The sequence below is a fragment of the Clavibacter vidaverae genome, from assembly GCF_047529985.1.
GTDB classification, from domain to species: Bacteria; Actinomycetota; Actinomycetes; order Actinomycetales; family Microbacteriaceae; genus Clavibacter; species Clavibacter nebraskensis_A.
In genome coordinates this window covers 2,005,030-2,030,102 of the sequence record NZ_JBLJAM010000001.1, presented here as the reverse complement: position 1 = coordinate 2,030,102, position 25,073 = coordinate 2,005,030, and the positions used below count along the sequence as shown (strand labels likewise).

The following is a 25,073-nucleotide window of genomic DNA, read 5'->3' as shown; positions in this document are numbered from 1 at the left end:
GTCTAGTTTCTGCGGCTACCCTGTGCAGGTGAACGAGCACCGAACCGGGCGGGTCCGCAGCGAGGCGGCCCGCGAGGCGATCCTCGGCGCGACCGTGCGCCTCATCCACGCCGTCGGCTACGACCACCTCACGATCGAGGGCGTCGCCAAGGAGGCGGGCGTCGGCAAGCAGACGATCTACCGGTGGTGGCCGTCGCGCGGCGCCCTCATCGCCGAGTGCATGACCGAGGGGCGCCTGATCCCGGTGGAGTTCGCCGTGCCCGACACGGGCGACCTCCTCGCGGACATCGAGCGCTGGCTCACCGACGTGCTGGCCGTGCTCGACGCCCCGGCCGGCGGACCGCTCGTCCGCTCGCTCGTGGCGGCCGCCGCCGAGGACGAGGCCGTGGGCGACCACCTCGGCTCGAGCCTCGGCGTGGACCGCGACCTGTCCGAGCGGCTCGCCTCGGGGATCCGCGCGGGCCAGCTGCCCGCCGACGCGCCCGTCGAGGAGCTCGGCCAGGCGATCCTCGGCGTCATCGTGCTGCGCGTGCTCGGGCGGAAGGCCGACCACGCGGAGAGCGTGACGCGGCTGGTGCGGTTCGTGCTGGGATCCGGCGGCGCGACGGGGAAGCCCCGCCGGGGCTGATCAGCTGAGCAGCCGGATCGGCGCGCCCGCGACCCACGCGGCCACGCTCTCGTGCGCCTCGGCGAAGAACCGACGGTAGGTGTCCTCCGTCACGTAGCCGAGGTGCGGCGTGAGCACCGTGCGCGGCGCCTGTCGCCAGGGCGAGTCGGCCGGCAGGGGCTCGCGGTCGAAGACGTCGAGCGCGGCGCCGCGGATCCGACCGGCGTGCAGGGCGGCGAGCAGCGCGGCCTCGTCGACGAGCGGTCCGCGCGCGGTGTTCACCAGGATCGCCGTGGGCTTCATCGCGGCGATGTCGCTCTCCCCGATGAGCCCCCGGGACGTGGCGTCGAGCTTGGCGTGCACGCTGAGCACGTCCGAGGTCGCGACCAGCTCGTCCTTCTCCACCGGGATCACGCCGAGGCCGCGCGCCCGCTCCGGATCCAGGTGCCGGCTCCACGCCGCGACCTCCATGTCGAACGCGAGCGCGACCCGCGCGACGCGGGAGCCGATCGCGCCGAGCCCGACGATCCCGAGCCGCCGGCCGGCGAGGTCGCCGCCGACCGTGCCCTGCCAGAGGCCGTCGCGCACGCGGCGGTCCTCCTCGGGCACGTGCCGCAGCGCGGCGAGGATGAGCGCCCAGGTGATCTCGGCCGCGCCCGAGGTACCGCCGGTCGCCCCGCCCGACACGAGGATCCCGGCGCGCGCCGCCGCCGCCAGGTCGATGGCGGCGTTCGCGCGCCCGGTGGTCACGAGCAGCCGGAGCGCGGGGAGGGAGGAGAGCACGGCCTCGTCGAAGCGGGTGCGCTCGCGCATGGCCACGACCACGTCGAAGGGCTGGAGCGCCGCGATCACCTCCTCGGCGGATCCGAGGTGCTCCCGGAACGCGGTGGCGGTCGCGCCGGGGATGGATCCCCAGTCAGCGAGCCCGTCGGAGACGCCCTGGTGGTCGTCGAGGACGGCGATGCGGATCGGTGCGGTCATGCTCCACTCTCCCTCCTCCCGCGCGCAGGCGGGAGGCGCGTGCGGTCGGATCAGGCGAAGGCGTTCGGGATCACCACGAGCAGCACCCAGCAGATGAGCGGGGCGATGGCGACCACCGCTCCCGCGTTGAGCAGCAGCTGCCGGTAGAAGACGTTCCGGTCGATGCCCTGCGCGTTGGCGAGCACCAGCGCGCCGTTGGTGGAGAACGGCGAGACGTCGACGACCGTCGCGGCGATGGAGAGCGCCGCGACCACGCCCACCACGGGCAGCTCGCCGAGCTGCAGCAGCGGCAGGGACAGCGGGATGATCGCCGCGAGCAGCGCGGTGGACGACGCGAAGGCCGAGGAGACGCCGATCACGTAGCAGAGCACGAGCGCGACGACCACGGGGGCGCCGATGAGCAGGGCCATGTCGGCGAGGTCGTCGATGGTGCCGAGCTCCTCGAGCATCGCGATGTAGGTGACCATGCCGCCCACGAGCAGCACGGTCGGCCAGCTGATGCCGGCGATCGAGCGGCTCGTGTTCTTGAGGTCGGTGAAGGAGAGGATCACGCCCGCGGCGATGGCCACGAAGCTGATCGGCTGGTGCCCGACGAGCACGATCACGAGGATCGCGGCGATGAGCGCGAGCGTCAGCATGCGCACCCGGGTGAGCGGCACGTGGTCGGCGTCGACGGTGTCGTCCTCGATGGTCATGACGCTGCCGGTCGCGGTGTACTCGAGCGTCTTCACGCGGCTCGTGATGGCGTAGGCGGCGACCGTCAGCACCGACAGGAGCGTGTTGATGCCGAAGCTGGAGAAGAACAGCTGCCACGGGTCGAGCGTCAGGCCGTTGCCCTCGACGATGTCGCGCACGAGCACGCCGGAGACGGAGATGGGCGAGAAGGCGCCGGCGTGCGCGCCGTTGATGGTCATGATCCCCATCACGAGCGGGCTCATGCGCGTACGGCCCGCGAAGCTCATCGCCGCCGGGGCGATGAGCGCGACCGCTGCCGGGCTGAACGTGCCGAGCGAGGTGAGGAACGCGGCCACCAGGAAGAAGACCCACGGGATGAGGTACAGCTTCCCGCGCACGGCCCGGATGCAGGCGCTCACCATCAGGTCGATGGTGCCGTTCTGCTTGGCCATGCCGAAGAAGTAGGTCACGCCGATGATCGTGAGCACGATCGACGACGGGAAGACCTCGAGGATCTCCTTGTCGTCGTAGCCGAACGCGATGGCTCCGACGAGGAAGGCCCCGATGAAGCCGAGGAAGCCGATGTTGATCGGGAACACCGTCGCGATGACGAACATCACGACGAGGCCGATGAGGGGGATGATCTCGATAGACGACACTGTCTTCTCCTGGTGATCGCCGACGCGGGACGCGTCAGCGGGTGGGGGCGAGCGGGATGGGTTCGTGGTGGGTGAGGAGCTCCGAGTCCGCGAGGCGGCGGGCCGCCCGCTGGAGGAGCACCCGGGTGCCGGAGGCGTCGACCTCGACGCCGGCGCGCAGCGGGCCGCCGAGGGTGCCGAGGCGCAGGGGCGCGGTGGCCGGATCCACGCCCACGCGCTCGAGCACGGTGCCGGGCTCGCGGGCCGCGAGGGCCAGGGCCACGGCGCTCGTGAGGCCGATGGTGGGATGGGCGGCGTTCATCGAGAGCATGCGCACGGAGACGTCGTGGTCGGCCGCGCGCACCTCCTGGCCGAGAGTGGTCACATGGTCGACGGCCGGGCCGACGACGCCGACCTTGGGCACCGCGTCGCCCGCGGCCTCGACGCTCGGGGCGATGCCCATCGCGACGGCGGCGTGCGCGCGGATCCGGCGCAGCAGCGGCACGGCGGCGAGGATCTCGACCTCGGTCGCGGCGTCGGGCAGCCCGATGTCGGCCGCGGCGAGCAGCACGACGGGCGCGCCCGCGTCCGCCATCGTGACCTCGTAGGCGGCGCCGTCGACGAGGAGGTCCTCGCGCACGGATCCGGTGGGGAAGAGCGAGCCCGTGGTGGATCCGGCCGGGTCGACGAACGCGAGGTCGACGGCGGTGCCGGATCCGCGGACGCCGGGCACCGAGACCTCGCCGGCTCGGGCGCCCGCGACCTGCGCGACGACCTCGGCGGACGTGTTGAGGTTGCGCATCCGCACGGTGGTGGGGGCGTCGCCCGCGACTGCGAGCCCGAAGCGCTCGACCGACCACTGCGCGACGGCCGTGGCGCAGTTGCCGCAGTTGCTGCCCCACTCCACGACGTGCGCGCCGATGGCGACCTGCGCGAAGAGGTAGTCGACGTCGATGCCGGGCTCCTCGCTCCGGCCGACGATCACGGCCTTCGACGTGACCGAGGTGCCGCCGCCGACGCCGTCGAGCTGGCGCGGGTCGTCGGCGCCGAACAGCTCGATGAGGAGCTCGGCGAGGTCGTCCCGGTCGGCCGGGACGGCGTCGCGGTCGAAGAGCCAGCACTTGCTGGTCCCTCCGCGCATGAGGGTGGCGGGGATGCTCACGAGGCCTCCAGGTCGTCGTCGATGTCCTCACGCTACGAACGCGAAGGGTCAAGCAGAAGCTCGATCTCCTACGTGCCCGTTCAGCTCAGCTAAAGTCAGCCCATGGCCTCCTTCGATCTCGTGACGCTGGATCTGCTGCTCGACGTCGTCGACTCCGGCACGCTGACGGGCGGCGCGGCCCGCTCCCGGATGACCACCTCGGCGGCGTCGCAGCGCATCGCGAAGCTCGAGCAGCTCATCGGCCAACCCGTGCTCGACCGCCTCCCGCGCGGCATGCGGCTCACCGAGGCGGGGCAGGTCCTCGCCACGAAGGCGCGCGCCGTGCGTCGCGAGCTGCGGGCCGCCGAGGGCGAGCTCGAGGCGATCCGCGGCCTCGAGCACGGCACCGTGCGGCTCGGGTCCTTCCCCACCGTGAGCGCATCGCTGCTGGCCGACGCGCTCAAGGACGCGCACGCGGCGTGGCCGGGCATCGAGATCCGCGTGCAGTCGGCGCTGCGGCCCGAGCTCATCGACAAGCTCAGCTCCGGCGAGGTCGAGATGGCGCTGCTGTGGAGCTACGCGTGGACCGAGGAGGCCGAGAAGCACCTCGCGCTGCGGAAGCTGGTGGAGGACGAGACGATGCTGCTGGTCGCGGCCGACAGCCCGATCCAGGACGGGGTGGCACTCAAGTCGCTGCGGAAGGAGTCGTGGATCACGCGCAACGGCGGGCACCCGGCGGCCGACGTGCTCTACCGCAGCTGCACGGCCGCGGGCATCTCTCCGGAGGTCGCGTACGAGGCGTACGACTACCAGGAGGTGCAGGCGATGGTGGCGGCGGGCGTCGGCATCGCGATGGCGCCGCGGCTGGCGTTGGCGTCTCACCGGGACGACGTGCGGGCGGTGTCGTTCCGGCCGGCCGACCGGATCCCCGCTCGCACCATCTACCTCGCCACCCTCGCCCGCCGCGTGGAGACGCCGGCGATGCGCGCGCTGTCGGAGGCGGTCACGCGCGCGGCGCGGTCGTTCGCGGCCAGCGGGGCGGCGGATCCGCGGTAGGGGCCGGGCGGGCGGCCGGAGCGGGGCATCGCGTGCGCGTCCCCTCCTCGCGGCTCCGATGCGGCGCACGTCGGGGGACGCCCCTAGGCTCTGATTACAACGTTGTAATCGGAGGCACCATGCATCGGCTCGATCCCGCGCACGCCCGGCGACGGTGGCTCCTCGCCATCCTCGGCGGCTTCGCCCTCGGCGGCTTCACGCTGTCGAGCTGGGCGGCGCGGCTGCCCTCCATCCGTGCGGCCCTCGAGCTCGGCGACGCGGAGCTCGGCTTCGTGCTGTTGGCGACGACCGCGGGATCCGGCGCGGGGCTCCTCGCCTCCCGCCTGCTGCTCGCGGGGGGAGGCGCGCGCCGGGCGCTGGCCGTGGCGGCGCTCGCGATGGCCGCGGGCGTCGGGACGGTGGGGGCCGGGGCCGCGGTCGGCAGCGTCGGCGTCCTCCTCGCGGGCTTCGCGATCGCGGGTGTCGGCCTCGGAGCGCTGGACGTGCTCATCAACATCGACGGAGCGGTCATCGAGCGGCTCTCGCGGCGCACGCTCATGCCGCTGATGCACGCGGCGTGGCCCGCGGGTGCGGTGGTCGGGGCGGGCGTGGGCGCCGGATGCGCGGCGCTCGGGATCACGGCCGAGGTGCAGCTCATCGCGCAGGCCGTGGTCATCGCGATCGCCGGGCTGGTGCTGGTCCGGGCGGTGCCGTCGGGGAGCCGGGGGACGCGTCGCGCGCGGCGACGGCGCGGGGAGGCACGTGCCCGGCGGGCGCCGCACGTCGACGCCCGCCTGCTCGCGATCGGCGTCGTGATGCTCGGGGCCGAGTTCGGCGAGGGTGCGGCCAACGGCTGGATCAGCGTCGCCGTCCGCGACGCGATGGGCCGTCCCGAGGCCTTCGCCGCCGCGGCCATCGCGATCTACGCGGCGGCCCAGGTGGTCGCGCGGGTCGCCGCCGGGCCGCTCGTCGACCGCCTCGGCCGCGTCGCGATGATCCGCTGGACCTCCGCCCTCGGCCTCGCGGGCGTCGTCCTCTTCATCCTCGACCTCGGCACGGTGCCCCTCGTGATCGGCGTGGTCCTCTGGTCCGTCGGCGTCTCGATGGGCTTCCCGCTCGGGATGTCCGCCGCGGCCGAGGGCGACGACCCGACCGCGCGCGTGACCCTCGTCGCGAGCGTCGGGTACGTCGCCGGCTTCGTCGGGCCCCCGCTCATCGGCCTGCTGGCCCAGGGGTTCGGGATCCTGCCCGCGCTCTGGCCGGTCGCCGTGCTGTTCCTCGTGGGGGCGCTGCTGGCGCCCGCGTTCCGGTCCCGGCGCGGTGGGACGGCGATCGCCTGAGGCGACCGCGGGCGATCGCAACCGACCTAGGCCGGCGCCGGCGCCTCCACCGCGAGCTTCACGCCGACCGCGCCGAGCAGCCCGCCGGTGGTCCAGCGCTGCCAGCGCATCCACCGGGGTCGGCCGCGCAGGAACACGGCGATGGAACCGGCCGCGAGGACGATGCCCGCGTTCACCGCGAGGCTCACCAGGATCTGCACGGCCCCGAGCTGGAAGCCCTGCGCGACGACGTCGCCCGCGGCCCGGTCGACGAACTGCGGGATGAGCGCGAGGTACATGATCGCGGCCTTCGGATTGAGCAGGTTCGTGACGAGCCCCATGCGGAAGAGCTTCGCGGTGGAGTCCCGGGGCAGGTCGCGCGTGTCGAAGACGGAGGCGCCGCCCGGGCGCAACGTCGAGTAGGCGAGCCACAGCAGGTACGCCGCCCCGGCCAGCTTGAGACCCGTGTAGAGCCACGGCACCACGACGAAGACCGCGGCGAGCCCGACGTTGGCCATGGTCATGTAGACGACGAAGCCCACGCCGGTGCCGGCCAGCGAGACCAGTCCCGCGCGACGGCCCTGGCTGATGCTCCGCGACACCAGGTACATCATGTTCGGGCCCGGCGTGAGGACCATGCCGAGGGCGACGAGGGCCATGGCGGATGCGGCGGCCAGGGTGATCATGCGGTGTCCTCCTCGCGGGTCGCCGGCGGGTGGACCGCGCCGTGGGGACCAGCTTGGCGCATGGGCAGAGCGGGGCGGGGCCGCATGCGAGCCGTCGCCGCGGCTTTCCGAGGCCGTGATCGTGCGAATCAGATCACGCGATCTCGACGGCTTCCTCTGCGGCCAGCGGCGAATCCGAGAGGGTCGCCTTCAGCTTCTTGGACATCGGGTAGAACGTCGCGAACGTCAGGCTTCCTGAGGCGACTCCGCCGACCACGGGCACGAACTTCGCCACGCCTTTCGCGAACACGTCCTTGGTCATCTTGGCGCCCACCATCGTCGCGACCCTCTTCACGATCGGGTAGATGATCCCCTTCGTGAGCGCCTGCTGCGGGAGCTTGCGCAGCGCTTGCTTCGCCATGGCATCCGCGACCTTCCTGACGCCCTCGGCGGCGGCGCCCGTCCCGAACATCACGCCGATGAACAGGATCAGCATGGACTTCGTCGCGTCGTCCGGTTCCTCACCGTCGTCCGAGAAGAGATCGGGCCAGCCGTAGAGATAGGCGAGCTTCTGCGCGATGCGGATCATGTGCGCCATGGTCTGCGCGAGGTCGGCCGGCACGGTGCCGAGCATCGCTAGCCCTCCTGGGATCCCGCTCACCGCGGACAGGGCGGTGACCTTCGTCGTCTCGAAGCGGATCGAGTCGTTCGCCGCCTTGTCGAGCACTGCGGCCGGGATGCCAGCCTTCGCGGGTGTCTCGGCGATGGCCGCGAGGATCTGCTCCTCGGAGCAGACGCGCTTGAGGGTGCTCCTGAGGTACGCCGCCCTGTCGATGCGGACACCGGGCAGACGGGCCGCCGTGACGAGTGCGGTCGAGAAATGAGATTCGGGCGATTCGACGTGGGTTTCTGTGGGCATGATCATCCGAAGCTATTCCTCGTCAGCATGTCGATCAGCCCCCAGAAAGGGCCTCGCCGTGTCACCGATACGCGTAGAACCCCTCGCCCGACTCCACGCCGAGCTTGCCCTGGTCGATGTACTCGCTCTTCAGGTGCGCCGCCCACGCCTGCGCGCCCGGGTCGTCGCTCGCCGCGGCGATGGCGTGGACGGTGCGGAGGCCGACGACGTCGTAGATCTGGAACGGGCCGAGGGGCGCGCCGGTGGCGATGCGCCAGGTGGTGTCGATGGTCTGCGGATCCGCGACGCCCTTCAGCAGGAGGCCCGCGGCCGCGTCGAGCAGCGGTACGAGGAGCGAGTTCAGCACGTAGCCCGGCTGCTCCTTCTTGAGCGGGATCGGGACCATGCCGATCTCCTCCGCGAACGCCACGACCCGGTCGTAGACCTCGGGCGACGTGCGCTCGGTGCCCATCACCTCGGCCGTGTTCTGTCGCCAGACGTGGTTCGCGAAGTGCAGCGCGAGGAAGCGGTCGGGGCGGCCGGTGGAGTCGGCGATGGCGCTCGGGAGGAGCGTCGACGAGTTGGTGGCGAAGACCGTGCGCTCGGGGGCGGCCTCGGCGATGCGGCGGTAGACGTCCTGCTTGAGATCGAGGCGCTCGGGGACCGCCTCGATCACGAGGTCGGCGTCGGCGACGGAGGCGGCGAGATCGCTCGTGAGCACGATGCCGGCCGCCGCGGCGGTCGCCGACACCCGCGTCTCCTCGCCCGACTCGGACACGAACTGCGCGACGATCGCGTCGAGCCGACCGCGCGCGGCCTCGAGCGCCGCGTCGTCCACGTCGTAGCTCGTGACGGTCTTGCCGTGGTTCGCGGCCTGGAACGCGATCTGGGCGCCGAGCACCCCCGCGCCGAGGACGGTGACCTGGGTGATGGCGGGCATGGCGGACTCCTTCGTCGGCGGACGCGTCGGGGCGACGGGCGGGTCCCGCGCGGGCGTCATCGCCAGCGAACCACCGAGCGCCGCGGGCGGTCGGGTCCGTGCGGCCAGCGGACAGCCGCGTGCCGGCACCGGCGGGTCATCTCCCGATCCGCGTCGGTAGGTTCGACGGGCGGGACTCCCCGCCGAGTGTGGAGGATCCCCGATGAACGACACCCCCGGGCACAGGCCCCTCGCCCCCCTCGACCCCGCCGACCGGGGCGTCGAAGGCGAGCTCCGCCGCGACCGCTTCCTCGGCGACCGCGACCTCACGCGCTGGGTGACGCCGGTCGGCCGGATCCTCGCCCGCGTCGTGCAGCGGATCATGCGGGTGCTCGGCCCGCACGCCGCCCTCGTGATCACTCTGCTGGTGGGCCTCGTGCTCGCCGTGGGTCTCTCCGCGATCGCCGCGCAGGTCTACGACAACGTGACCGACGCCGACGGGGTCGCCGGGCTCGACAAGCCGCTCCTCGCGTTCATGGTCGGCATCCGCACGCCATGGCTGAACGAGGCGGCCACCGCGTACACGGACGTCGCGGGCGTCGTGATCATGCCGATCATCGCGGTGGCCACGATGCTGTTCCTGGCCATCCGGCGCCGCTCGTGGACGCCGATCATCCTGGTGCTCGCGGCCGGCGGCGGATCCCTGCTGCTCACCATCGCGGGCAAGGACCTCATCGGCCGCGCCCGCCCCGACCTCGCCGACGCGGTGCCGCCCTACGAGACCTCGCCGTCGTTCCCGAGCGGCCACACGCTGAACGCGGTCGCGATCGCCGGGATCCTCGCCTACCTGCTCCTCCTCCGCCAGCACCGCCGCGCGACCCGCGTGCTCTCGATCACGGTGGCCGTGGTCTTCGCCGTCACCATCGGCGCCTCCCGCGTGTACCTCGGCCACCACTGGTTCACGGACGTGCTCGCGGCGTTCTTCCTCAGCGGCGCGTGGCTGGCGCTGGTGATCACGGCGCATCGGCTGTACCTGACGGCGCGGCGGCCGGATGTCGCGGGGTCTTAGCCCCCCCCCCGCGGCGACTCTTGCGGGCGCCGCTGGCCGCCCTCGCGCTGCCGGCGTAGAGGCTTGCGCTGGCCCCTGCTGGTGCTTACGTGTGGCTACTCGGGCAAGTCTTCGTCTTCGAGGTCGGAGATGCTGACTAGGAGTTGCTTAGTGACAACGTACGGGCTCTGATCGTCGTCCAGGCGTTCAATGAGCAAGCCATCCTCGACAGGTTCAAGGACCCGAAAGCGATCGCCCGGCTGAAAATTAAGTCCATCGTCGTACTCTGCCGCGGTAGCGACAACGAAGATCCGCTTTGGCGCTGGGGACTCTGCCTTGCGGCGCTTCAACTTCTTGAAGGCCTTGGCCGCGCCCTTGCCGCCTGCTTCGCCCCCGCGCCCAACGACCCAGCCACCGACGGCTACGATCCCTCCGAGGGCCAGCGGGCCACCAACCTTCTTGGCAAGGACGACCATGTCCTTGTACAGGCCGAGATTGCTCATCTAGTCCCCCTCTGCATCTGCGTTCGAGTCAACTGTATTGGACTTGTGCGTGCGCTCGGGCTCAGTCGCTTCTGGAAGTCGCCGCGGCCGCGAGTCTCAACAGCGGCTGCAATGCGGCAACTCATTTAAGAGCTCTTGTTGGAGGAAACTTTCTGGCGCATCTTCTTGCGGGTTTCAGTTCTGAGCGCATTTTTCTTGTTCTCCTTGGTAGAAAGACCACCAAGGCGATTTTTGCCACATACGGCGTGTCCTTCTTCCTCAACGGAACGTGGCTCGCGCTGGTGATCACGGCGCACCGGCTATACCTGAAGGTTCGTCGACCGGATGCGCCGAAGGCGGGGTCGGTCCGCTGACCTGACCGGCATGTGGGACGGTGGATCCATGGACGACAGGCGCAGCTTCGAGCACGACTCCGCGGCACACCAGCGTCTGACGGGTGAGCCGTCGGCTCGTCAGATCCTCGTGCTGATCGCGGTGACCGCGTTCATGTCCGCGTCCGCCCTGGCCTTCGTCGAGCTCGAGTTCGTCATGCGGATCGTCGTGATGGTGGTCGTGATGCTGGTGCTCATGCTGATCGGCCGGGTCGTCATCCGCCGCAGCAACCTCCGCCGGCACCGCTAGCCCGCACGCGTCAGGGCCGCTCCGTGCGACCCTTGCCGCATGGATCTCGAGGTCGGCCCCGCGCTGACGATCCCCGCGGCCGAGCTGCGGTGGAGATTCTCGCGGTCGTCCGGTCCCGGCGGGCAGCACGTCAACACGTCCGACAGTCGGGTGCAGCTCACGTGGAGCCCGGCCGAGTCCCTGGTGCTCACTGACCAGCAGCGGGAGCGGATCCTCGAGCGGCTCGGCCGGCGACTGGTCGGCGGCGCGATCACGGTGACGGTCTCGGAGCAGCGGTCGCAGCTGCGGAACCGGGTGGCCGCGCTCGATGCGCTCCGCGAGATCGTCGCGGATGCGCTCGCGCCCGACGCTGCCCCGCGTCGACTGACGCGCCCCACGAAGGGCTCGCAGCGCCGCCGCCTCGCGGCCAAGACGCAACGCTCCGCGACGAAGCAGCAGCGCAAGCGGCCGACCGGCGACTGACGACGGGGCAGCGGATCAGGCGGACGCCCCCACGGAGACGTCAGCCCGGTCCCACCCCAACGCCTCCCCGATCTGCTTGATCGCCGCGAGCGAGCGCAGGTTGAAGTCGACCCCGAGCTGGTTGGGGATCGTGACGAGGAGGGTGTCGGCTGCGGCGATCGCCTGGTCCTTGCCGAGCTCGTCGATGAGGCGCTCCGGGGTGCCGATGTAGGAGCGGCCGAAGCGCCACTTCTCGCCGCCGACCTGGCCGACCTGGTCCTGGCCCTCGATCTGCGAGCGGACGCCGAAGTACATCTCCGACTCGTCGTCGACGATGGGGATGATGCTGCGGCTGACGCTCACGCGCGGCTCCCACGCGTGCCCGGCGGCTGCCCAGCCGTCGCGGAACAGCTGGATCTGCTCCGCCTGGAGCACGTCGAGCGGCACGCCGGTGTCCTCCGAGAGGAGCGTCGACGACATGAGGTTCATGCCCTGCTCGGCCGCCCACTGGCCGGTCGCGCGTGTGCCGGCGCCCCACCAGATCCGCTCGCGGAGGCCCGGCGACTGCGGCGTGACGGCGACGCCGCCGGCGATGATGCCGCGCTGCGGGGCGGCGGTCGCGAGCTCCTCGCCCTCGAGCGCGCGGAGGAAGAGGCCGGTGTGGCGGCGGGCCATGTCGGCGTCGGTCTCGCCGTCGCGCGGCACGTAGCCGAACGACTCGTAACCGGCCTCGACCTGCTCGGGCGAACCGCGGCTGATGCCGAGCTGCACCCGGCGGTTGGAGATGAGGTCGGTCATGGCCGCCTCCTCCGCCATGTAGAGGGGGTTCTCGTAGCGCATGTCGACGACGCCGGTGCCGATCTCGATGCGGCTGGTGCGGCTCGCGATGGCGGCCAGCAGCGGGAACGGCGACGCCTGCTGCGGCGCGAAGTGGTGCACGCGGAAGTACGCACCGTCGATGCCGATCTCCTCGGCCGCGACCGCGAGGTCGATCGACTGGAGCAGGGAGTCCTGGGCGGTGCGCACGCGGGACCCGCGCACGTCCTGCCAGTGGTTGAACGACAGGAAGCCGATCTTGGTGGCCATGGGGCGCTCCTCGGTGCTCGACGGCGGCGGCATCCGGGTGGATGCGTCTGCATGGAAGTGAACCACGTGCGCCCGCCCGGCTATTCCCGCGGGGCGTGGGGCTCCACTTCGTCCGCCGGCGCGATCAGCTCGCGTTCGACGAACTCCGCACGACGCGCTCGCTCGAGCGCGTCCAGCAGTCTCTTCGCACCAGCGGGATTCCGGAGGAGATAGGAGGTCTCGTCGTTCTCGGACATGGGCGCCTTTCGTCGCGGGGTGTCGCGACGGTACCTGGTGCCCCCGACCGCATCGGCCTACGCTCCCGTCATGCACCGCATCTTCACGACGCCGTTCGCCGCGGTCTACCCGCTCTACGTGAAGAAGGTCGAGCGCAAGGGGCGCACGCAGGCGGAGATCGACCAGGTGATCACCTGGCTCACCGGCTTCGACCAGGCCGAGCTCCAGCACCACCTCGACGCCGAGACGACGTTCCAGGACTTCTTCGCGGCGGCGCGCCTGAACCCCCTCGCCGACGAGGTCTGCGGCGTGATCTGCGGCGTGCGCATCGAGGAGATCGAGGACCCGCTGATGAAGGAGATCCGGATCCTCGACAAGCTCGTCGACGAGATCGCCCGCGGGCGACCGATGGCGAAGGTGCTGCGCGGCAGCTAGCCGATCCGCACCGCCCCGGCCAGCACCACCGCCGGCAGCACCGCGCTCGCGTGCAGCACCTCGATGCCGAGGAGGCGGCCGTCCGCGTCGAAGTCGAGCGCGACCTCGCCGCGGTCGCCGGGCGTCATGATCGAGTGGATCTGCGTGGCCGACTCCCCGTCCGCGATGGTCCCGGCCAGGTAGATGTACGCGGCGTCTGCGGCCGCGTCGTACGTGACCCGCATCACGCGCCCGCCGCCATCACCCGGCGGAACGCGTCGAGCGTCTCGCGCAGCACGTCGGCGAGGTCGGTCTCGGCTCCGCCCTCGGAGAGCCAGCGGCCGATGGAGACGCCGAACACGGTCGCGGTGGCATGGGCCACGAGCACGGCGGTGAGCGGATCCGACCCGCGCTCCACGAAGCCCGCACGCACCGCCTCCTGCATCGCCTGGACCTTGCGCATCTCGCGCTCCTGCAGCCCGGGGTCGGTGCGGATGATGCGCTTGCGGGCGAGGAGGGTGTCGCGCCCCTCCGTGAACTGCGACGCGACGACCTCGGGGAAGCCGTCCTCGACCACCTGGAGCGGCGAGCGGTCGGGTGACGCCTCGCGGATGATCCGCGTCACGAGGGCGGGCAGGTCGTCCTCCTCCGCGAACAGCACCTCGCGCTTGTCGGCGAAGTGGCGGAAGAACGTGCGGGTCGTGAGGCCGGCGCGGGCGGTGATCTCGGGCACGGTCGTCTCCGCGAAGCCTTGGCTCTGGAACAGCTCGAGGGCGGCGGCGGCCAGGCGCTCGCGCGTGTCCGGCTGCCATCTGCTCATGCGTCGATCCTAGTGATGACACTACGCGCCATGACAGTGCATACTGATGACACGCGATGTCATCGGGCAGCGCGACCCGAGATCGGAGATCCGCCGTGCCCACCGAATCCGCCGCCTGGCTCGCCTCGTCCGCCGCCGACCTCACCGTGGGCCCGGCGCCCCGCACCGCACCCGGGGCCGGCGAGGTCGCGATCCGCGTGCGCGCCGTCGCCATCAACCCGCTCGACACCATGAAGCAGCACATGGGCGACCTCATGTACCGCTGGCTGCCGCACCCCGCGGTGCTCGGCGAGGACGTCGCGGGCGAGGTGGAGGAGGTCGGCCCGGGCGTCACGCGCTTCGCGGTCGGCGACCGGGTCGTCGCGTACGCGGTCGGCATGGAGAAGGGGCGCCGGCACGCGCCGGAGGGCGGGTTCCAGTCGCGCGTCATCGTGCGCACCGACCTGGCCGCGCCGATCCCGGACTCCCTCGGCTTCGCGGACGCCGCCGTCCTCCCGCTCGGCATCTCCACCGCCGCGTCCGGCCTGTTCGGCGCCGGCCAGCTCGGCCTGCGCATGCCCGGCGCGACCACGCCGCCGACGGGGGAGACCGTGGTGGTGTGGGGCGGATCCACGAGCGTCGGCATGAACGCGATCCAGCTCGCGGTCGCCGCCGGGTACGACGTCGTGACCACCGCGTCGCCGCGCAACCACGAGCTCGTGACCGGCCTCGGCGCGAGCCGGGCGTTCGACTACCGCAGCGCGGCGGCCGTGCAGGAGATCACGCGGCACCTGGCCGGGCGCCGGGTCGCGGGCGTGCTCGCGATCGGCACCGGATCCGGCGCGCCGGCCGTCGACATAGCCGTCGCCACGGGCGCGAAGCGGGTCAGCATGGCGAGCCCGCCCGTGTCGTTCGACACCCTCCCGCGCGGCGGCCGCATCGGCCTGCCGCTGGTGCGCCTCGGCCTCCGCATGGGCACTGCCACCCCGGCGCTGATGCTGCGGGCGCGCGTCCGCGGGATCCGCGCGACCTTCATCTGGGGCAGCGCGCTCATGCACGACGAGGTCGGCCCGATGCTGTGGGAGCGCTTCCTGCCGGCCGCGCTCGCCGAGGGCCGCTACGTCGCGATGCCCGAGGCGGAGGTCGTCGGCACCGGGCTCCAGGCGATCCAGCCCGCGATGGACCGCCTGCGCCAGGGCGTCTCGGCGCGGAAGCTCGTGGTCACGCTCTAGCGGCCGCGGTCCGGGGAGACGCCGGGGTCGCGACGGGCGCCCGATCCCCGTCGGGCGCTGGCCTCGGGCTGTGCGGGGGCCGTGAAGGCGAGGCGCAGGCGCTCGGCGACCGACGGATCCACCCCTGCGAGACGCGCGTACGTCGGGTCGCGCCGGAGGAGCGCCGCCGCCGCCAGGGCGCGCATGCGCTCGATCGCGCTGATGCCCTCGCCGACCCGGTCCCGTCGGGTCACGAGCGCGGCGAGGGTGGCGATGTCGATGAAATGGCGCGTGCTGTCGTCCCCGGGGATCTCCAGAGCCGCGGCCTTGGTCAGGATCGCCCCTGCGGAGTGGGCCGCCGGACGATCCCCTCGCGCTCCTCCACGAGGAAGCGCGGGATCAGCACGTCGATGCTCGCCTGTCCTCGGATCCATCGGTGCTGGTGGCCTTCGAAGCTCGTGCCGTCCGGTGCGAAACCGATGTCGCGGAGGGCGGTCGTTAAGGTCATCAGCATGCGCGGGTGCGCACGGATGTCGAGGGCGGTGTCCGCATCCACGGTCGGCCGGTTCGCCGGTGCCTCCCGTTCCCAGCAGAGCGCCTGGATCATCTGCCCGCCGACCAGGGTGCAGCCCACCGGGACGCGGTCGTGGATCTCGAACAACGCATGCCAGGCGTCCGCCCGCGCGCGCCGGAGGGGCGGTGCGACGACGGTCACGCGATGCCTCCGAGGAGGAGCGTGGCGGCCGCGCGTTCACGCGGGCCCCGGTGCTGGGCGAGATCGGCGATCAGCTCCCCGAGCGGGAGGGGGCGTTCGACGGGCCGGGCGTGCGGGTGCAGCAGGACGTTCGGGCGCTCGCCCGGGACGAGCAGGTACTCGTGGACGAGCGGGTCGAGATCCTCGGCCGTGACGTGCGCCTCGAGCTCCCCCGCATCCGACATGCCGGAGCGGGGGTCGCTGATCCCTCCCGCGACGAGACGGGGATCCGCTCGGAGATCCTCCAGGCCGGCGAGCGCGACGCGATACGGCCGCGGCACCGACCGGGAGCTGCGTATCCACGCGGCGAGCAGCGACACCGCATCAGGATCCGCCTGGAGCCTCGAGAGTCGCGCGGACACCCGGGCGGCCTCGCTCGCGGACAGGCCGGCGCGCCAGTCCTCGTGTCCCGAGATGCGTGCCAGCAGTGCGTGCGAGGAGCGCGGAGAGAGAGGTCTGCCGGGCCCGTGATGGTGGGCGGCGGTCGACTCGATGACCCACCTACCCGCCAGCTTCCGCGCAGGCAGCGAGCCCGCGGCCGCTGCCGCCTGCACCCGCCGGGCGGAGACGCCGTGTTCGTCCGCGTACTCGGCCGCGCTCATCTCCGTCATGACGCCTCCTGCTCGTGACCAGAATCATGCGGGTGGGCGAATGATTGTGGTCAGCGGCCCGGGACGTCCGTGCGAGCCGCGCGCCGGATCCCACCGGCCGCGTCACTGCCGCGGCAGACGGGCGCTCAGCACCCAGGATCCCTCGACCTCCTGCGCCTCGAGGCTGCCGCCCAGGAGGGTGACGCGCTCGCGCATCCGGTGCACCCCGTACCCGGAGGAGGGGATGGGGCTGGCGGCGGACGCGGGCGGCATGGTGCTGGAGACCGTCACGGTCACGTCGTCGCGGCCCGGGGTGAAGTCGACGCTCACGTCCGGCCGCGACGCCGCGTGCTTCGCGACGTTGGTGGCCGCCTCGCGGAGCAGGCGGACGATGGTGCGCTCGATGGCGCTCGACACCTCCACGCCGTCCAGCGGCCCCACGACGACGTGCGCCCCGAGGGCCTCGAGATCGCGGCGGATCGAGCCGACGGCGCCGGCGATGGTGTCCCCGTCGCCGTCCTCGTCCCGGTCGCCCACGGTCGCGCTCCGGTCGTCCCGCACCACCCGCAGCACGCGCCGGATGTCCGCGAGCGCCTGGTCGGCGCTGTCGCGGATCGCGGTGATGGACTGGGCCCGCAGCGTGGGATCGTCGACCCGCTCCAGCACGCGCACGTGCATGGCCACGAGCGTCACGTCGTGGGCGATGATGTCGTGCAGCTCGTCGGCGATGCGCTGCCGCTCCGACTCGAGCTCCGCGTCACGCGCCCGCTCCAGGGCCAGGAGGTCGACCGAGAGCCCCCGCTCGCGTCGGAGCGATGACCGCAGGCTCCAGCCCACGAGGCCCGCGAGCGCCCCCATGAGGAGCACGACGGGCAGCGCCGACGACGTGAGGTCCTCCGCGGTCGACCAGTGCAGCAGCACGACGGCCGTCATCCCCGCCGCGTAGAGCGCGGTGAACCACAGCGGGCTCGTGTAGACGACCAGCCCGACCGCGACGACGAGGTAGACGGAGAGCCCGCCGCCCTCGCCCCCGGCCGTCTCCAGCAGGGCCGCGAGGAGCAGGGAGATGGCGGCGGCGGAGGGCGACCACGCGAACAGGGCCAACGCCGCCGTCGGCGCCTCCTGCGCCACGAGCTCCCGCCACGACGACGCCGGATCCGCGATGAAGCCCACGATGTCGAAGGCCAGCACGAGCGCGACCAGCACCAGGAGCGCGATCCGCGCACGCCCGGGGAGGTCCGTGAAGCCGGCGTCGCGTCCGCGCCACGCGCCGGGCAGGGCGGTAGACCATCGGCGGAGGCGTCCGGCTCTCGTCACCCGTCCATCATGAGGGGTCGCCGTGGCCCCTCACTTGCAGATCTTGAGGAGCTTGCACGCCTCGTTCCAGAAGCCGGTCGGGCGGACCATCGCCATCAGCGTGAGCAGTGCCTGCATGTTCGTCTCCTTGATCGGTGCGTCGGGAGAACACTCCCGGCGCGGACCCCGTCGGCGATGCATACGGAAGTAGCGTCCGGCGCGACTTCCGTATGGTCATCGCCCGCGGGTCGCCCCGTAGGCTCGCGACATGGATCCCATCCGCGTCCTCATCGCCGATGACGAGGCGCTGGTGCGCCACGCGCTCCGCATCTTCGTGTCGACGGATCCCGGCATGACGGTCGTCGGCGAGGCCGGCGACGGCGTGCTCGCGGTGCGCGCGGCCGAGGAGCTGCGGCCGGACGTCGTCCTGATGGACCTGCAGATGCCGCGCATGGGCGGGATGGAGGCGACCCGGCGGATCACGGCCGCGCTGCCCGACACGCGCGTGCTCGCCGTCACCACCTTCTCCTCGGAGCGCCACGTGGTGCCCGCGCTCCGCGCCGGCGCGTCCGGCTACCTCGTCAAGGACAGCGAGCCGGACGACATCCTGCACGCCATCCGCGAGGTGCGGGCGGGGCGGTCCGTCATGTCGCCGCGGATCACGCGCGACCTGATCCTCTCCCTCCGCGACGATCCGGAGACCGGCCAGGCGGAGGCCTCGTCCCACGCGCCGCTGACGACGCGCGAGTACACGATCGTCCGCCTCATCGGGCGGGGCATGTCGAACGCGGAGATCGCCCGCGAGCTGCACCTCTCCGAGCCGACCATCAAGGCCAACCTCAGCCGGGTGATGGGGAAATGGGACGTGCGGGACCGCGTGCAGGTGCTCATCCACGCCGTCCGCCACGGCGTCGTCGACCTCTCCCACTACGAGGTCGAGTCGTCGGGCCGCGCGCGATGACCCCCGCCGGCGGGAAGGCCGACGACCTCCTCGCCGTCCCCGACCGCGCCGCGTGGCGCGCCTGGCTCGACGCGAACGAGGACGCCTCCGACGGCGTGTGGCTGGTGCTCGCGAAGAAGGGCACGACGGATCCGACCACGCTCACCTACGCGGAGGCCCTCGACGAGGCGCTGTGCAGCGGGTGGATCGACGGCCAGACCGCGAGCATCGACGAGCGCGTGTTCCGCCGCCGCTTCACCCCTCGGCGGAAGGCGTCGCTGTGGTCGGAGCGCAACATCGGCCTCGTCGCGACGCTCACCGCGGAGGGGCGGATGCGGCCGCGCGGCGTGATGGAGGTGGAGCGCGCGCAGGCCGACGGCCGGTGGGAGCGCGCGTACGCGGGTCAGGCGTCCGCCGCCGAGCCCGAGGACCTGCTGGCCGCGCTCGCCGCGTCACCTGCCGCGGCCGCGACGTTCGCGACCCTCACCAAGGTCAACCGCTACGCCGTGATCCACCGGGTCACGACCGCGCCGAACGCGACCGTCCGCGCGAACCGGCTCGCCAGGCTCGTCGCGATGCTCGAGCGCGGGGAGACGCCGCACCCGCAGTGAGCGGGCCGGCGATCAGGTGCCGGACGCGAACCACTCCCGCGCGAGGATCGACATGACGACCTCGTCGTGGAACGCGCCGTCGTGGAACACCGTCTCCCGCTGGACGCCCTCCTCCACGAAGCCGACCTTCCGGTAGGTGGCCCGCGCCCGCGCGTTGTGGGCGAACACGCGCAGGTGGATCCGGTTCAGCCCCATCTCGCGGAACCCGTAGCCGACGAGCGTGCGCACGGCGTCGGTGCCGTAGCCGGAGTCGACGTGCTCGGATCCGATCATCACCGTCAGCGTCGCCGCGCGCGTCAGGAGCCCGGCGCCGTAGAGGGTGACGTGGCCGACGAGGCGGCCGGAGATCCGGTCGACGACGCTGAAGCCCACGGAGCCCGCCGGTTCGTTGTCGCTCCACTTCCGGAACTGCTCCGCGACGTCGGCCTCGGGTCGCGGGCGCACCGTCAGTTGCTGCAGCACCGCCCACTCCGGATCCCGCCACCACCGCACGAGGTCGGGCAGGTCGGCGTCCTCGAGGGCGCGCAGGCGGATCCGCTCGCCCTGGAGGATGCCCGCCCCGTACCGCTGCGGGTCGCCCGCGTCCGTCCATGTCATGCGGTCATCGTGCCATCCGCGAGCGGGCGCGCGTCGGACGTCAGTGGCCGAGCTCGATCAGCAGCACGCCGCCGATGATGAGGACGATGCCCGCGAGCATCGTGCGGGTGAGGGGGTCGCGGAAGAGCACGCGGCCGAGGACCGCGGTGAGGGCCACGCCCGTCGCGGCCCAGATGCCGTAGGCGACGCCGATCGGCAGGCCGAGCGCGAGGGCGCCGGCCAGCATCGAGAACGCGGTGACGTAGCCGACCGCGACGACCGCGTACCAGCGGCGCCGACCGTCGGTCGCGAGCTTGAGGGAGATGGTCGCGGCGACCTCGGTGACGATCGCGACGGACAGCAGCAGCCAGGCCATCAGCGGGCCTCGCCGGCTGCCGCGGTGGCGGCGGCCGCGCGGGCGGCGTGCGCGCGCTGCGACCCGAGCTCGACGAGCAGCACGCCGGCGACGATGAGCACGAGGCCGACGATCATCGGGCCGGTGAGCGGCTGGTCGAACAGCACGGCGGCGCCCACGGCGGTGAGCGCGACGCCCGTGGCGCCCCAGATCCCGTAGGCGACGCCGACCGCCATGCCCGCCTTGAGCACGCGCGTGAGGAACCCGAACGCGGCGAGGTAGCCCGCGACGACGAGCGCGTACCAGCCGGGCGCCTGGACGGCGGCCTGCAGCGCGAGGGACGCGGTCACCTCGGTGGCGATGGCGCCGCCGAGGAGGATCCACCTCATGGGGCGGTCGTGGGGGCGGCGCCGGGCAGCGTCAGCGTGAGGATCCCGTCGCGAACCTCGACGGTCGTGCCGCGGTGGTCGCGCACGCGGGGGAGGTCGACCGTGGCGTCGCTCTCGTGGTCGCCCACGACGACCACGCGCATGCCCGCGGCGAGACCCGCGCGGATGCCGGCCTCGGCGTCCTCGTAGACGATCGCGTCCGCGGGGTCGATGCCCAGGCGCGATGCCGCGAGCAGGTAGCCGTCGGGGTGCGGCTTGCCGTTCTGGACGTCCTCGGCGGTGACCACGACGTCCGGCACGCGGACCCCGGCGCCGGCGAGCCGGGCGCGCGCGAGCTCGAGGCCGGCGCTCGTGACGAGGGCGTGGGATCCGGCGGGCAGCGCGGCCACGAGGTCGCGGGCGCCGGGGATCTCGACCGTCGCGGGGCTGCCGTCGAGCTCGAGCCGGTCGAGCTCGGCGAGGAGGGCGGGCACGTCGGTGCCGACGGGGGCGAACCGGGCGATGCTGTCGGCGGCGCGCACGCCGTGGATCCGTCGGATGAGGTCCGCCGGATCGTGACCGAACCGCTTCGCGAGCATCGTCCAGATCTCCTCCACGAGCGCCGTCGAGTCGACGAGCGTCCCGTCCATGTCGAGCAGGAGCGCGCGGGCGGTGAGCGTGACGGGGGAGGACATGCGTCCATCCTCCCGGACGGGTGGCAGGCGGCAGCCCGCCGGTCGGCCACGATGGAGGGGATGTCGGGGATCCGGCCAGGGAGAGCGGGGTCGGCATGGGCGCGGGAGACACGGACGAGGTCGAGGGCGGCAAGGTGCGAACGCTGACCGGCATCGCGGCCTTCACGCTCATGCTCGGGCTGCTGATCGTGGCGCTCGCGCCCGACCTGTCCGCCGAGGGCGGGTTCCGCTGGAGCGCGCCCGGCTGGCTGTACGTCGGCATCTTCGTGCTGTTCGGCCTCGCGGGCCTCGGCTGGGCGGCCGTGCGGGCGATGCGGCTGCGGCGGCGATCCCGTGGGTGACGCGCTGGACGTGGTGCTGAAGGTCGTGATCATCGTCTGCCTGATCGGCATGGGCGTCTCGTCGTTCCGGACCCTGAACCACACATCGCGGACGAACGAGCCCGCGCCGAAGTCGATGTACCTGACCGGGGCGGTGTTCGGCCTGGTCGGGATCATCGCGCTGATCGCGCAGATCATCACCGACTGACGCGGCGGGACCTCCGCCCGCTCCGCGACGCCCGGCTTACGGCTCCCGCCGGGCCCGGCCGCCCGCCGCGGCCCCCACGTAGCCTGGACGCATGGCGGGATCCACCGGGCGCGGGCGCGCATCGCACCACGTCGTCATCGGCGCAGGTCTCGCGGGGGCGGCGACCGCATGGCAGCTCGCGAGCCGCGGGCACGCGGTCACGGTGCTGGAGCGCGACCGGCCGGCGAGCATGCTCGGCAGCTCGCACGGATCCGCCCGCATCCTCCGCTACGCCTACGACGACCCCTTCTACGTGCGCCTCATGCGCGACGCGCGCGTGCTCTGGGACCGCCTCGAGCGCACCACGGGCGCGCGGCTCGTGACGCCGACCGGATCCCTCGACTCCGGCCTCGTGCGCCGCCCCGCCGAGCTCGCGCGCGTGCTGGAGCGCGTCGGCGTCGAGCACGAGCTGATGTCCGCGCGCGAGGCCGAGGGGCGCTGGCCGGAGATGGCGTTCGACTCCGACGTGCTCTTCCACCCGGCGGCCGGCGTGATCGACGCGGAGACCGCCGTGCGCACGATGCTCGACCTGGCCGTCGCGCACGGCGCCGTGGTGCACGAGGGGTGGACGGCCGCATCCGTCGAGCGGGTCGGCGCGGGCTTCGCCGTGACCTCCGACGACGGCCGCCGCGTCGACGGCGACAGCGTCGTGGTGGGCGCGGGCGCCTGGCTGCCCGACCTGCTCGGCGGCGCGCTGCCCCTGCCGCGCGCGGCCCTCGACCGCATCCCGCCGCTGCGCGTGCGGCAGGAGCAGGTGTTCCACTTCGCCTACATGGACGGGCCGCCGTCGCGGCCGGTGCCGACCTCCATCCACATGGACGAGCGCATGCAGGTCTACGCGCTGCCCGGCGGGCGCGACGCGGGCCACCGCGGCCACAAGGTCGCGGAGTTCGACGGCGGGCGCGTGATCCCGTCGGCCGCGCACCAGGACGGCGTCGTGGATCCGGCGAACCGCGCCCGCGTCGTCGACTGGGTGCGCCGCAACCTGCCGGGCGTCGAGCCGGTGCCGTACGCCGAGGCGACGTGCCTGTTCACGAGCACGCCCACGGAGGACTTCGTGATCGACCGGGTCGACGGGATCACGCTCGTCTCGCCCTGCTCCGGCCACGGCGCCAAGTTCGCGCCGCTGATCGGGAGCCTCGCGGCTGATGCGGCGACGGGCGAGCGCGTCGAGCCCCGGTTCGCGCTCGCGCCCTGAGGTCGCGCGCCCGGGCGACCGCTCAGGCGACCGCTCGGATCCGCCGACCGCTCAGACCTTCTGCGGGCTGCCCCGCCCACCGGTGCGGACGCGGCTGCGGCCCGCCGCCTTCGCCTCGGCGCGCTCGGCCGCCCGTTCCCGATCCGCGGCCAGGCGCGCGAGCTCCTCGCGCAGCCCGTCGACGCGGTCGTCGCGCCCCTCCTCGGGGAACGCGCCCGGGAGCAGCTGCGGCGCGAGCCGGGCGCGCACGATCTGCTCGAGCGCCGAGTCGCGCGCGATCACGAGCACCTCGCGGAGCGCCTCCGGATCCCGCGAGAGGGCGCCGAGCCGCTCCACGATCTCCTCGGCGATCTCGGCGCGCAGGCGGAGGCCCGGCACGTCGCCCTCGCGGTAGTCGTCGGGCCGGCGTCCCTTGCCGTCGCGCAGCGCCGCGCGCTCGCAGGCCATGCGCAGCCGCTCGGCCTCGCCGCGCTTCTCGCCGATGAGCTCGGCCAGCTCACCGCGGAGCGCCTCGATGAGCGACTCCTCGTCGTATGCACGCCGCTCCCGCAGCGTGCGCAGGATGATCAGGTTCTCCATCTGGAGCCGGAGCGCGACGCCGACCAGCAGCAGCGCCTCCTCCACGAGCACCTCGCGCTGGGCCGGATCCGCCGCGACTCGGGCGGCCACGGAGGGCGGCGGAGGCCCGGGCTTGGTGGACTTCTCGGGGCGGATGCGGGGCCGGGGCATGACGTCCTCCCGCTCCGCTCGCTCCACCGGCGAGGTGATCCCAGGCTACGCGGAACGGCCGACGTCCGGGCGGGTCGCGCCCCCATCCGGGAGCGGATCCGCGCCCGCGCTCAGCCCATCCGCCGCCGCAGGAACGCGAGCGTGCCGAGCTCGTCGTCGATGCCGCCGCCGTCGTGGCCGTTGTACTCCCACTCGACGATCTCCTTCTCGCCCGCGTAGGCGTTGAAGGCGCCGTAGACGGTGGACGGCGGGCAGGTCGCGTCCATCAGCCCCACCGAGAAGCGGGCGGGCGCGCTGGCGCGACGGGAGAACGCGACGCCGTCGAAGTAGCGCAGCACGGCGTGCACGTCCTCGCCGCGGCCCCGGTGCGTCTTCAGGTAGTCGACGACCTCGTGGTACGGGTAGGCGTCGGTGATGTGGGTGGCCCGCTCGATGTCGCAGAGGAACGGCACGTACGCGGAGACGGCGGCGAGGTCGTCGCGGAGGCCGGCGACCGCGAGCGCCATGCCGCCGCCCTGGCTGCCGCCCTGCACGGCGATGCGCGACGGATCCACGACGTCGAGCGACCGCGCCACGTCGACCGCGCGCACCGCGTCGGTGAAGAGGCGCCGGTAGTAGTAGGACTCGCGCGAGGCGATGCCGCGCGTCGTGAAGCCGGGGATCGCGGGTCCGGCCTCGCCGTGGTCGGCGGTCGCGCCGGCGCTCCAGTAGGAGCCCTGGCCGCGCGTGTCCATCTGGAGGTGCGCGAAGCCGGCGGCCGCGTAGATCAGCGTCTCCTCGGCGCGTCCGCGCCCGCCGCCGTAGCCGACGTACGAGACCACGGTGGGCAGCGGGCCGGTCGCGCCCGCGGGCGTGCGGAGCCAGGCGCGCACGTCGGTGCCGCCGGATCCGGCGAAGGTCACGTCCTGCACGTCGACCAGCGCGAGGTCGGTCTCCACCGGTGCGAGCCGCACGTCGAGGTCGTGCTGCCCGGCCTCGGCGAGCGTGTCGGCCCAGAAGGCGTCGAAGTCGTCCGGGTCGACGTGGCTGCTGACGTGTGCGCGGGCGGCGTCGACGGGTTCGATGAGCATGGGTTCTCCGGGCGTTCGGCGGTGGATGGGCGGTCGGCGTCCCGCGAGCCCGGTGGGCCGCGTCGCCTCGCTCATCATGCTCGCGGTCGCGGCGGATCGCACGCCGC

General features: G+C 72.9%; 34 protein-coding genes. 13 read left to right on the top strand and 21 right to left on the bottom strand.

Annotated features, from left to right (window positions below):
• Nucleotides 1–28: 28 nt before the first annotated feature.
• Nucleotides 29–628, top strand: a complete 600-nt coding sequence (locus ACMT9T_RS09555) for a TetR/AcrR family transcriptional regulator (protein ID WP_414745332.1) — start codon at nucleotides 29–31, stop codon at nucleotides 626–628.
• On the opposite strand, the gene ACMT9T_RS09550 is transcribed toward ACMT9T_RS09555, so the two are convergent.
• From ACMT9T_RS09550 to ACMT9T_RS09540, 3 genes are read right to left on the bottom strand one after another with little or no spacing between them, the layout of a single operon-like run.
• A complete protein-coding gene (locus ACMT9T_RS09550) occupies nucleotides 629–1,588 on the bottom strand; it encodes a D-2-hydroxyacid dehydrogenase family protein (RefSeq protein WP_414745331.1) in 960 nt (319 codons plus the stop codon). It lies immediately after the preceding gene.
• A gap of 50 nt (nucleotides 1,589–1,638) precedes the next feature.
• Complete coding sequence (locus ACMT9T_RS09545) at nucleotides 1,639–2,922, bottom strand: SLC13 family permease (RefSeq protein WP_414745330.1); 1,284 nt, start codon at nucleotides 2,920–2,922, stop codon at nucleotides 1,639–1,641.
• Nucleotides 2,923–2,956: 34 nt separating this feature from the next.
• Nucleotides 2,957–4,063 (bottom strand): PrpF domain-containing protein, encoded by a 1,107-nt coding sequence (locus ACMT9T_RS09540; RefSeq protein WP_414745329.1) that lies wholly within the window; start codon nucleotides 4,061–4,063, stop codon nucleotides 2,957–2,959.
• A gap of 102 nt (nucleotides 4,064–4,165) precedes the next feature.
• Between ACMT9T_RS09540 and ACMT9T_RS09535 the strand changes: the two genes are divergently transcribed.
• Nucleotides 4,166–5,098: a LysR family transcriptional regulator gene (locus ACMT9T_RS09535; RefSeq protein WP_414745328.1), complete on the top strand. Its 933-nt coding sequence runs from the start codon at nucleotides 4,166–4,168 to the stop codon at nucleotides 5,096–5,098.
• A 119-nt stretch (nucleotides 5,099–5,217) separates the two neighbouring features.
• On the top strand, nucleotides 5,218–6,417 hold the full coding sequence (locus ACMT9T_RS09530; protein WP_414745327.1) for an MFS transporter: 1,200 nt from the start codon (nucleotides 5,218–5,220) through the stop codon (nucleotides 6,415–6,417).
• 26 nt (nucleotides 6,418–6,443) lie between these two features.
• On the opposite strand, the gene ACMT9T_RS09525 is transcribed toward ACMT9T_RS09530, so the two are convergent.
• The 3 genes from ACMT9T_RS09525 to ACMT9T_RS09515 form a co-directional block, all read right to left on the bottom strand.
• Entirely contained in the window at nucleotides 6,444–7,082 is a 639-nt protein-coding gene (locus ACMT9T_RS09525; protein ID WP_414745326.1) for a LysE family translocator, read from the bottom strand.
• Nucleotides 7,083–7,215: 133 nt separating this feature from the next.
• Entirely contained in the window at nucleotides 7,216–7,986 is a 771-nt protein-coding gene (locus ACMT9T_RS09520) for a hypothetical protein (RefSeq protein ID WP_414745325.1), read from the bottom strand.
• A 55-nt stretch (nucleotides 7,987–8,041) separates the two neighbouring features.
• Nucleotides 8,042–8,899 carry a 3-hydroxyacyl-CoA dehydrogenase gene (locus ACMT9T_RS09515; protein ID WP_414745324.1) on the bottom strand — a complete coding sequence of 286 codons (858 nt, stop codon included), beginning with the start codon at nucleotides 8,897–8,899 and terminating at the stop codon, nucleotides 8,042–8,044.
• Between the two features lie 202 nt (nucleotides 8,900–9,101).
• Here ACMT9T_RS09515 and ACMT9T_RS09510 point away from each other — a divergent pair, with 202 nt between their 5' ends.
• On the top strand, nucleotides 9,102–9,947 hold the full coding sequence (locus ACMT9T_RS09510; protein ID WP_414745323.1) for a phosphatase PAP2 family protein: 846 nt from the start codon (nucleotides 9,102–9,104) through the stop codon (nucleotides 9,945–9,947).
• A gap of 95 nt (nucleotides 9,948–10,042) precedes the next feature.
• Here the strand turns inward: ACMT9T_RS09510 and ACMT9T_RS09505 are convergent, their stop codons facing one another.
• Nucleotides 10,043–10,429 (bottom strand): hypothetical protein, encoded by a 387-nt coding sequence (locus tag ACMT9T_RS09505; protein WP_414745322.1) that lies wholly within the window; start codon nucleotides 10,427–10,429, stop codon nucleotides 10,043–10,045.
• A gap of 381 nt (nucleotides 10,430–10,810) precedes the next feature.
• Between ACMT9T_RS09505 and ACMT9T_RS09500 the strand changes: the two genes are divergently transcribed.
• Both ACMT9T_RS09500 and arfB read left to right on the top strand, forming a co-directional pair.
• Nucleotides 10,811–11,050, top strand: coding sequence for a hypothetical protein (locus ACMT9T_RS09500; protein WP_414745321.1), 240 nt, complete (start codon nucleotides 10,811–10,813; stop codon nucleotides 11,048–11,050).
• Between the two features lie 39 nt (nucleotides 11,051–11,089).
• Nucleotides 11,090–11,512, top strand: coding sequence for an alternative ribosome rescue aminoacyl-tRNA hydrolase ArfB (gene arfB, locus ACMT9T_RS09495; protein ID WP_414745320.1), 423 nt, complete (start codon nucleotides 11,090–11,092; stop codon nucleotides 11,510–11,512).
• Nucleotides 11,513–11,527: 15 nt separating this feature from the next.
• On the opposite strand, the gene ACMT9T_RS09490 is transcribed toward arfB, so the two are convergent.
• Both ACMT9T_RS09490 and ACMT9T_RS09485 read right to left on the bottom strand, forming a co-directional pair.
• Nucleotides 11,528–12,577 carry an LLM class flavin-dependent oxidoreductase gene (locus ACMT9T_RS09490; protein ID WP_414745319.1) on the bottom strand — a complete coding sequence of 350 codons (1,050 nt, stop codon included), beginning with the start codon at nucleotides 12,575–12,577 and terminating at the stop codon, nucleotides 11,528–11,530.
• 80 nt (nucleotides 12,578–12,657) lie between these two features.
• Nucleotides 12,658–12,813, bottom strand: a complete 156-nt coding sequence (locus ACMT9T_RS09485) for a type II toxin-antitoxin system Phd/YefM family antitoxin (RefSeq protein ID WP_414745318.1) — start codon at nucleotides 12,811–12,813, stop codon at nucleotides 12,658–12,660.
• Nucleotides 12,814–12,883: 70 nt separating this feature from the next.
• Here ACMT9T_RS09485 and ACMT9T_RS09480 point away from each other — a divergent pair, with 70 nt between their 5' ends.
• Nucleotides 12,884–13,228, top strand: coding sequence for a DUF2200 domain-containing protein (locus tag ACMT9T_RS09480; protein WP_414745317.1), 345 nt, complete (start codon nucleotides 12,884–12,886; stop codon nucleotides 13,226–13,228).
• Here ACMT9T_RS09480 and ACMT9T_RS09475 read toward each other — a convergent pair.
• Together ACMT9T_RS09475 and ACMT9T_RS09470 are read right to left on the bottom strand one after the other, a co-directional pair.
• Nucleotides 13,225–13,452: a DUF2283 domain-containing protein gene (locus ACMT9T_RS09475; protein WP_414745872.1), complete on the bottom strand. Its 228-nt coding sequence runs from the start codon at nucleotides 13,450–13,452 to the stop codon at nucleotides 13,225–13,227. The two genes, ACMT9T_RS09480 and ACMT9T_RS09475, sit on opposite strands and share 4 nt — an antisense overlap.
• A complete protein-coding gene (locus tag ACMT9T_RS09470) occupies nucleotides 13,452–14,027 on the bottom strand; it encodes a TetR/AcrR family transcriptional regulator (protein ID WP_414745316.1) in 576 nt (191 codons plus the stop codon). The genes ACMT9T_RS09475 and ACMT9T_RS09470 overlap by 1 nt, the downstream gene beginning before the upstream one ends.
• A gap of 95 nt (nucleotides 14,028–14,122) precedes the next feature.
• Here ACMT9T_RS09470 and ACMT9T_RS09465 point away from each other — a divergent pair, with 95 nt between their 5' ends.
• Complete coding sequence (locus tag ACMT9T_RS09465) at nucleotides 14,123–15,238, top strand: zinc-binding alcohol dehydrogenase family protein (RefSeq protein WP_414745315.1); 1,116 nt, start codon at nucleotides 14,123–14,125, stop codon at nucleotides 15,236–15,238.
• Here ACMT9T_RS09465 and ACMT9T_RS09460 read toward each other — a convergent pair.
• From ACMT9T_RS09460 to ACMT9T_RS09445, 4 genes are all read right to left on the bottom strand, one after another.
• Nucleotides 15,235–15,471, bottom strand: coding sequence for a hypothetical protein (locus ACMT9T_RS09460; protein ID WP_414745314.1), 237 nt, complete (start codon nucleotides 15,469–15,471; stop codon nucleotides 15,235–15,237). The genes ACMT9T_RS09465 and ACMT9T_RS09460 overlap by 4 nt on opposite strands.
• Nucleotides 15,472–15,548: 77 nt before the next feature.
• Entirely contained in the window at nucleotides 15,549–15,932 is a 384-nt protein-coding gene (locus ACMT9T_RS09455) for a hypothetical protein (RefSeq protein WP_414745313.1), read from the bottom strand.
• A complete protein-coding gene (locus ACMT9T_RS09450; protein WP_414745312.1) occupies nucleotides 15,929–16,582 on the bottom strand; it encodes a hypothetical protein in 654 nt (217 codons plus the stop codon). The genes ACMT9T_RS09455 and ACMT9T_RS09450 overlap by 4 nt, the downstream gene beginning before the upstream one ends.
• Nucleotides 16,583–16,684: 102 nt before the next feature.
• A complete protein-coding gene (locus ACMT9T_RS09445; RefSeq protein ID WP_414745311.1) occupies nucleotides 16,685–17,878 on the bottom strand; it encodes a sensor histidine kinase in 1,194 nt (397 codons plus the stop codon).
• Nucleotides 17,879–18,125: 247 nt separating this feature from the next.
• On the opposite strand from ACMT9T_RS09445, the gene ACMT9T_RS09440 reads away from it, so the two are divergent.
• Both ACMT9T_RS09440 and ACMT9T_RS09435 read left to right on the top strand, forming a co-directional pair.
• Complete coding sequence (locus ACMT9T_RS09440) at nucleotides 18,126–18,818, top strand: response regulator (protein ID WP_414745310.1); 693 nt, start codon at nucleotides 18,126–18,128, stop codon at nucleotides 18,816–18,818.
• Nucleotides 18,815–19,408: a YdeI/OmpD-associated family protein gene (locus ACMT9T_RS09435; RefSeq protein WP_414745309.1), complete on the top strand. Its 594-nt coding sequence runs from the start codon at nucleotides 18,815–18,817 to the stop codon at nucleotides 19,406–19,408. Before ACMT9T_RS09440 ends, ACMT9T_RS09435 begins: the two co-directional genes overlap by 4 nt.
• A 12-nt stretch (nucleotides 19,409–19,420) precedes the next feature.
• On the opposite strand, the gene ACMT9T_RS09430 is transcribed toward ACMT9T_RS09435, so the two are convergent.
• Genes ACMT9T_RS09430 through ACMT9T_RS09415 form a run of 4 tightly spaced genes read right to left on the bottom strand, consistent with a single transcriptional unit; the run spans nucleotide 19,421 to nucleotide 21,402 of the window.
• Nucleotides 19,421–20,005: a GNAT family N-acetyltransferase gene (locus tag ACMT9T_RS09430; protein WP_414745308.1), complete on the bottom strand. Its 585-nt coding sequence runs from the start codon at nucleotides 20,003–20,005 to the stop codon at nucleotides 19,421–19,423.
• A gap of 40 nt (nucleotides 20,006–20,045) precedes the next feature.
• On the bottom strand, nucleotides 20,046–20,360 hold the full coding sequence (locus ACMT9T_RS09425; protein ID WP_414745307.1) for a DMT family transporter: 315 nt from the start codon (nucleotides 20,358–20,360) through the stop codon (nucleotides 20,046–20,048).
• Nucleotides 20,360–20,728, bottom strand: a complete 369-nt coding sequence (locus tag ACMT9T_RS09420; protein WP_414745306.1) for a DMT family transporter — start codon at nucleotides 20,726–20,728, stop codon at nucleotides 20,360–20,362. The genes ACMT9T_RS09425 and ACMT9T_RS09420 overlap by 1 nt, the downstream gene beginning before the upstream one ends.
• The gene (locus ACMT9T_RS09415) at nucleotides 20,725–21,402 is read right to left on the bottom strand and encodes an HAD-IA family hydrolase (RefSeq protein ID WP_414745305.1); all 678 of its coding nucleotides are present in this window, start codon (nucleotides 21,400–21,402) and stop codon (nucleotides 20,725–20,727) included. Before ACMT9T_RS09415 ends, ACMT9T_RS09420 begins: the two co-directional genes overlap by 4 nt.
• A 95-nt stretch (nucleotides 21,403–21,497) precedes the next feature.
• On the opposite strand from ACMT9T_RS09415, the gene ACMT9T_RS09410 reads away from it, so the two are divergent.
• From ACMT9T_RS09410 to ACMT9T_RS09400, 3 genes are all read left to right on the top strand, one after another.
• Entirely contained in the window at nucleotides 21,498–21,743 is a 246-nt protein-coding gene (locus ACMT9T_RS09410) for a hypothetical protein (protein ID WP_414745304.1), read from the top strand.
• Nucleotides 21,736–21,930, top strand: coding sequence for a hypothetical protein (locus ACMT9T_RS09405; RefSeq protein ID WP_414745303.1), 195 nt, complete (start codon nucleotides 21,736–21,738; stop codon nucleotides 21,928–21,930). The genes ACMT9T_RS09410 and ACMT9T_RS09405 overlap by 8 nt, the downstream gene beginning before the upstream one ends.
• 91 nt (nucleotides 21,931–22,021) lie before the next feature.
• Nucleotides 22,022–23,167, top strand: a complete 1,146-nt coding sequence (locus ACMT9T_RS09400) for an FAD-dependent oxidoreductase (protein WP_414745302.1) — start codon at nucleotides 22,022–22,024, stop codon at nucleotides 23,165–23,167.
• 51 nt (nucleotides 23,168–23,218) lie between these two features.
• On the opposite strand, the gene ACMT9T_RS09395 is transcribed toward ACMT9T_RS09400, so the two are convergent.
• Both ACMT9T_RS09395 and ACMT9T_RS09390 read right to left on the bottom strand, forming a co-directional pair.
• Nucleotides 23,219–23,896 carry a hypothetical protein gene (locus tag ACMT9T_RS09395; protein WP_414745301.1) on the bottom strand — a complete coding sequence of 226 codons (678 nt, stop codon included), beginning with the start codon at nucleotides 23,894–23,896 and terminating at the stop codon, nucleotides 23,219–23,221.
• 110 nt (nucleotides 23,897–24,006) lie between these two features.
• A complete protein-coding gene (locus ACMT9T_RS09390) occupies nucleotides 24,007–24,966 on the bottom strand; it encodes an acetylxylan esterase (protein ID WP_414745300.1) in 960 nt (319 codons plus the stop codon).
• Nucleotides 24,967–25,073: the final 107 nt, after the last annotated feature.